Genomic DNA, 6,294 nt, shown 5'->3' with positions numbered 1-6,294 from the left:
GCCGCTTCGTCTTCGTGCGCGTCTACTCCCACCGGGCTGTGCACATCATCGGGCAAGCGTCGAGCGCACGGCCTCGCGTCGGGTGGTCACACCGAGCTTCCGGTAGACCGAGCGGATGTGCGTCTTGACGGTCGGGTAGGCCACACCGAGGTGCGCGGCGATCTCCTCGGCCGTCATCGTCGTGCGCAGGCACCCGAGAACCTCGCTCTCCCGCGGCGTGAGCACGCCGGCGAGGCGTCGCGACAGTTGTCCTCGTCGCTCCAGGACGACGGCGAGGAAGGGATCATGACGTGATCCCCGATGCGCGTGTGCGCTGAGGAGGTCACCGATCAATGGGTCGTCCGACAGGAACGGGGCGAGGATCCGCTCCGAGGAGGAGGCCTCCAGCGCTCGGTCCAGGAACTCGTGTGCTTCCGGCCCGCGACCGGCCGCAGACCGCAGCGCGGCGGAGGTGATCAGTGTGCTCACACGTGCGTACCGGGGCAGGGCGCCGGCCGACGCCAACCGCAGCGCCTGAGCCGCGAGCGCTGGCTCATCGAGGACCCGGTAGAGCTCGGCGAGCACTGCGTGCGCGACGGCGGCACCGGGTCGTGTCAGCGCGGGGGCCGCGATGGTTCGCGCACGCTGATCATGCCCCTCCGCATGCGCGAGCAGGGCGGAGACCACCCGTCGCAGGGTGTCCCACGGAATGCCATGCTTGTCGGCCCTGCTCACCCCACGGATCAGCTCGGATGCCGCGTAGTAGCGGTCGTCACGCCTCAACGCGACGAGGCTCATCACCAGGTAGAGGCGGGCGAGTGCTTCGAAGTTGTGGCCGGGAGCGGTATCGGCGACCGCAGGATCCAGGTGGCGGATCGCCTCGTCGTAGTCCCCGCGCCAGTAGGCGATGGTTCCACGATTCGCTTGGGGGAGACCGCCTTCGAAGACGTCCCAATCGGACGGTGCCGCCGCGACCGGGAGCGCATCGAGGGTCTGCTCGGCCTCTGTGAAGAGCCCGGCGTGGGTCAGCGCGAAGGCGAGGTTCGACTGGGCGAGCCGGAAGGTCTCGTCTCGGTCGTGCAGACGCGCCTCGTCCGCTGCGGAGCGGAGCAGTGCGATGGCCTCGCCGAGGTCCCGCCGGAGTCGGACCTCGGTCCACCCCAGCAGGAAGAGCGCGGAGGGATAGTCGTCCTCCGGGCCGCATCGGGAGAGGGCGTCCCGGGCACGGTCCGCGGCGACGGCCTTGGCGGAAGCATCCGTCGCGAGAAGAAGCTCGGTGAAGCAGACGACGAAGTCCTCTGCGGCGACGCTCAACCCCTGACCGCGCAGGAATGTCGCACCGTGCGAGTCGCCGAGCAGGTCGCGGCAGCACGCGCGGATCAGGAGAACGTGCGCGTCGTGCGGATCCGGCTGAGCGAGACAGAGCTGCTCGAGTTCGCGGGTCCGGGACTCGAGGATGAGGCGGAGCCAGTTCCGGCGCAGAGCCGTACGGGCGAGCTCCGAATCAGTGGGGGAGATGTCCTCGCGGACGGCGTCGATCACGCGTCAACGATATCGGCGCCGGGAGAGGCGGGGGCGGCGGATGACTCCGGCTCTCATCCGGCGCGGATGAGAAGCGCATTCCGAGGGGGCGGGACTGGCCAGAATTTCAGCGACGCTCGTGTCTTCGGCCAGACCGCAGAACGGGCACCCGACACTGCTCTTCATCCTCGCGGGACGCTAATGCGCTCCGGCGGGAGAACGGAATCAACAGACATGCTCTTCTGGGAAACGCTCGGCTGGATGCTGTGGGCGACCGTCTTCATCGGCTACCTGTTCGCGCTCTTCGCCATCATCGCGGACCTGTTCCGCGATCGCGGCCTGAACGGGTGGTGGAAGGCGGTGTGGGTCGTCTTCCTGATCTTCCTGCCGTTCCTGACCGTCCTGGTCTACCTCATCGCGCGCGGCCAGGGGATGGCCGAGCGGAGCAGCAGGGCGGCGCGTGAATCGGCGGAGGCGACCGAGTCCTACATCCGGGAGGTCGCAGGCAAGACGGCGACCGAGGAGATCGAGGCTGCGGCCCGACTCCGTGATGCGGGCGCGATCAGCTCCGAGGAGTTCGACCGGCTCAAGGCCAAGGCTCTCGCCTGATCCGTTGACACCGATAGCAGAGAACCTCATGCCCGCAACGAAAGTGACCGTTCGCAATTTCGCTCGCGCCGAGTCCGACCTCATGTTCTCCCGCCTCGCGGCCGGGGTCGGACTCGGCGCGTGGAATCACAGCCGCGGCCTGAAGCCTCTCGATGATCAGCCGATCATCCGACAGAACCGTGACACCCTCTACAGCAGCGCCGTCATCGATGTGCGCGAAGATGTCACCCTCACGCTGCCGGACACCGCGGGTCGCTACATCTCCGCGTTCGTCGTGAGTCAGGACCACTACGGTCCACTGTTGCTGCGGGATGCCGGTCCCCACGTGCTCACCCGCGACGCGATCGGGACCGACTACGCGGTGATCCTGGTGCGCATCCTGGTCGACCCGAACGATGCCATCGACGTCCTGGAAGTGAACCGTCTCCAGGATGCGATCGTCTTGGAGGGTGGCGGCGTGGGGGCGTTCCCGCTGCCGGAGTACGACGAAGCGTCGCAAGCAGAGACCCGCGACGCGCTCCTCACCCTGGGACGCGGCGTCGCCACCTACGACCACGCCTTCGGAACGCCGGCGGAGGTCGATCCGGTCATGCATCTGCTCGGCACCGCCGGCGGCTGGGGCGGCCTTCCCGAATATGAGGCCACCTACATCAGCATCGATGAGGGGCTGCCGGTGGCTGACTACCGGCTGCGACTCGAAGACGTGCCGGTCGACGCTTTCTGGTCGGTGTCGCTCTACAACGCCGCCGGCTACTTCGAGCAGAACACTCTCGGGGTGAACAGCATCAACAGTCTGACGGCGGTCGCAGACGACGACGGCGGAGTGACCATCCACTTCGGCGCCGACCCGGTGGGCCACTCGAACGCGTTGCCCATCATGCCGGGTTGGAACTACACACTGCGGCTCTATCGTCCGCAGCAGTCGGTCCTCGATGGCAGCTGGGTCCCGCCACGGCCTGAGCCGATTCCGACCGACGAACGTTGACGACGGTCGAAGAACAGGAGAAGAGTCGATGAGCATTCCGATCACCCGCCGCATTCCCCTGCGCAGCGCCCCGAACCTGCGTGATCTCGGCGGGCTGCGCGCAGCCGGGGGAGTCCTCCGGTCCGGTGCCGTCTATCGCTCGGCCACACTCGCTCGGCTGGAAGGCGATGACGTCGAGGCCTTCTTCGGGCTGGGCATCACGACCGTCTATGACCTCCGTACGGTCGGCGAGCGCGGCGCGTCACCCGATCGGTTGCCCGACGGCGTGCGGCTCGTCGGGCTGGATGTGCTGGCCGACAGCACCACGGATGTCGCGGCGGGCGTCGGCCAACTCGCCAGTGACCCGGTCGGGCTCGCTGCGACGCTCGGAGACGGGCGCGGCGTCGAGCTGATGCGGGATTCCTACCGGAACATCGTGAGTCTCCCGTCCGCACTCGCGGCCTACCGGGCGTTCTACCTCGACCTCATCGATCCGGCTCGTCGCGGTGGGGCGCTGTTCCACTGCACGACGGGCAAGGATCGCACGGGGTGGGCGGCGGCTTCGCTGCTTCTGCTGCTCGGCGTCAGCGAGGGCGACGTGCGTGCCGACTATCTCGAGACCAACACCGACCTGCTGCCCGCTCTGCAGCCGCTTCTCGCGGGCGCCGCGGCGAAGGGAGTGGACACGAGATTGCTCCTTCCCGTCCTCGGCGTGCGTGCTGAGTATCTCGACGCAGCGATCGACGAGGCGCACACGAGGTTCGGAGGGATCGAGGGCTACGCCGTGGATGGGCTCGGTCTCGACCCCGCTGATCTCGTCGCGCTGCGTCGGCGTCTCGTCCTCCATGACGGCGAGGCGCAGCCGTCGACCCCCGAAAGGTACTCCTCATGAACCCGCAAGACGTCCTCCCGTTCCCGCCGACCCCGTCCGCGAGCATCGCGGGTCGCACGATGCAGGAATCGGTGTACGGCCAGAGGGCGGCTCCGTCGCGGCTTCCCGATGACGCGCCGAACATCCTCATCGTCCTGATCGACGATGCCGGACCTGGGCTTCCGGACACCTTCGGCGGTGAGGTGCGCACCGACACACTGTCCCGCGTGATCGACGAGGGAATCGGCTTCAACAGGTTCCACACGACCGCGATGTGTTCGCCGACGCGGGCGTCTCTGCTCTCCGGTCGCAATCACCATCGGATCGGGAACGGACAGATCGCCGAGCTGGCGAACGACTGGGATGGGTACGCGGGCGAGATCCCGCGCTCCAGTGCGCTCGGCGCCGAGGTGTTGAAGGACTACGGGTACTCGACCGCCGCATTCGGCAAATGGCACAACACCCCCGCGATCGAGACGGGAGCCACCGGGCCGTTCCACAACTGGCCCTCCAGCATCGGATTCGAGTACTTCTACGGCTTCCTCGCGGGTGAAGCGTCGCAGTACGAGCCTCACCTCGTGAGGAACACCACGAGCGTCCTGCCGCCGAAGACCGCCGCCGAGGGATACCACCTCAGTGAGGATCTCGCCGACGATGCCATCGGCTGGCTCCGCGACCACAAGGCGCTGGCTCCGGACAAGCCGTTCTTCCTCTACTGGGCGTCCGGCGCGATGCACGGCCCGCATCACATCATGAAGGAGTGGGCGGACAAGTACTCGGGACGATTCGACGGTGGCTGGGACGAATACCGCGAGCGGGTCTTCGCGCGTGCCAAGGAGAAGAACTGGATCCCCGAATCGGCGGAGCTGACCGAGCGGGACGCGCGGATGCCCGCGTGGGATGACATCCCCGAAGACGAACGGGAGTTCCAGACCCGGTTGATGGAGATCGCCGCCGGTTTCGGCGAGCACGCCGACGTGCAGGCGGGACGCGTCATCGACGAGATCGAGGCGCTCGGATACGGGGACAACACACTGATCATGTACATCTGGGGAGACAACGGGTCGTCCGGTGAGGGGCAGAACGGCACGATCAGCGAACTGCTCGCCCAGAACGGCATCCCGTCGACCGTGCAGATGCACATCCAGGCGATGAACGAGATGGGCGGCCTGGACGCTCTCGGCACAGCCAAGGCCGACAACATGTACCACGCGGGATGGGCTTGGGCGGGCAGCACCCCGTACAAGGGTATGAAGCTGCTCGCCTCCCACCTCGGTGGCACACGCAATCCGTTGGCGGTGCGCTGGCCGGCGCGGATCACCCCGGACTCCACGCCGCGGGCGCAGTTCGTGCACTGCACGGATGTGGTCCCCACCCTCTACGACCTGATCGGGATCACTCCGCCTCGCGAGGTCCGCGGCGTGCACCAGGATCCGATCGACGGATCCAGCTTCGCCGCGGCGCTCACGGATCCGGAGGCCGAGGAGACACACGTCACCCAGTACTTCGAGATCCTCGGCAGCCGGGCCATCTATCACGACGGGTGGATGGCGTCGGCCTTCGGTCCCCGAGCCCCCTGGGTTCCCGGACTGCCGGAGGGGATCGCCGACTGGAGCCCAGACCAGGATGCCTGGGAGCTGTATCACCTCGACGAGGACTGGACGCAGGCTCATGACCTCGCAGACGCGCACCCCGACAAGCTCGCCCAGCTCAAGGAGCTGTTCGCGATCGAGGCGGCGAAGAACAGCGTCTATCCGGTCGGCGGTGGCCTCTGGGTGCCGATCTACCACCCCGAGTTCCGCATCTCGACGCCGTACCGGAGCTGGAGCTTCACCGGCGACCTGCGACGGATGCCGGAGTTCATCGCACCGGCGCTCGGGAACCGCGCGAACAGGGTGACGATCGACGCATCGCTGCCGGAGAACGCCGAGGGAGTGCTCTACGCGCTGGGCGGCGCCGGAGGAGGCCTCACGTGCTACCTGGACGACGGCTACCTCTGCTACGAGTACAACACGTTCATCGTGCACCGCACCAAGATCCGGTCCGCAGAGCGCTTACCCGTGGGGCGCGCGGAGATCGTCGTGGAGACCGGCTACGTCGAAGCGCGGCCGGCCGGACCGCTGCGCATCGACATCTCGCTCGACGGCCGGCAGATAGCGACGGGCACCGTGCCCGTCAGCGTTCCGCTGCTGTTCACCGCCAATGACTGTCTCGACATCGGCGTCTGCCTGGGTGGTTCCGTCTCGCTCGACTACTTCGACCGTGCGCCCTTCGCCTTCACCGGTGAGATCCACGCGGTCGACGTGATCTATACGAACTGACACGCAGGTCGGACCTGTACGCGGAAGAG

General features: G+C 67.4%; 5 protein-coding genes. 4 read left to right on the top strand and 1 reads right to left on the bottom strand.

Annotation, left to right across the window (positions count from 1 at the left end; genetic code table 11):
• Window positions 1–45 precede the first annotated feature (45 nt).
• Window positions 46–1,521: a helix-turn-helix transcriptional regulator gene (locus ACNPM4_RS09545; RefSeq protein WP_448985509.1), complete on the bottom strand. Its 1,476-nt coding sequence runs from the start codon at window positions 1,519–1,521 to the stop codon at window positions 46–48.
• Window positions 1,522–1,734: 213 nt separating this feature from the next.
• Here ACNPM4_RS09545 and ACNPM4_RS09540 point away from each other — a divergent pair, with 213 nt between their 5' ends.
• Genes ACNPM4_RS09540 through ACNPM4_RS09525 form a run of 4 tightly spaced genes read left to right on the top strand, consistent with a single transcriptional unit; the run spans window position 1,735 to window position 6,265 of the window.
• A complete protein-coding gene (locus ACNPM4_RS09540; protein WP_029261811.1) occupies window positions 1,735–2,109 on the top strand; it encodes an SHOCT domain-containing protein in 375 nt (124 codons plus the stop codon).
• 28 nt (window positions 2,110–2,137) lie between these two features.
• Window positions 2,138–3,094, top strand: a complete 957-nt coding sequence (locus ACNPM4_RS09535) for a DUF1214 domain-containing protein (RefSeq protein ID WP_372466712.1) — start codon at window positions 2,138–2,140, stop codon at window positions 3,092–3,094.
• Window positions 3,095–3,122: 28 nt separating this feature from the next.
• On the top strand, window positions 3,123–3,965 hold the full coding sequence (locus tag ACNPM4_RS09530) for a tyrosine-protein phosphatase (RefSeq protein WP_448985508.1): 843 nt from the start codon (window positions 3,123–3,125) through the stop codon (window positions 3,963–3,965).
• Window positions 3,962–6,265, top strand: coding sequence for an arylsulfatase (locus tag ACNPM4_RS09525; protein ID WP_448985507.1), 2,304 nt, complete (start codon window positions 3,962–3,964; stop codon window positions 6,263–6,265). Before ACNPM4_RS09530 ends, ACNPM4_RS09525 begins: the two co-directional genes overlap by 4 nt.
• Window positions 6,266–6,294 lie beyond the last annotated feature (29 nt).

It is taken from the genome of Microbacterium umsixpiens, from assembly GCF_053543675.1.
The sequence above is the reverse complement of the archived record's forward strand: the minus strand, read 5'-3'. Positions and strand labels throughout refer to the sequence as shown.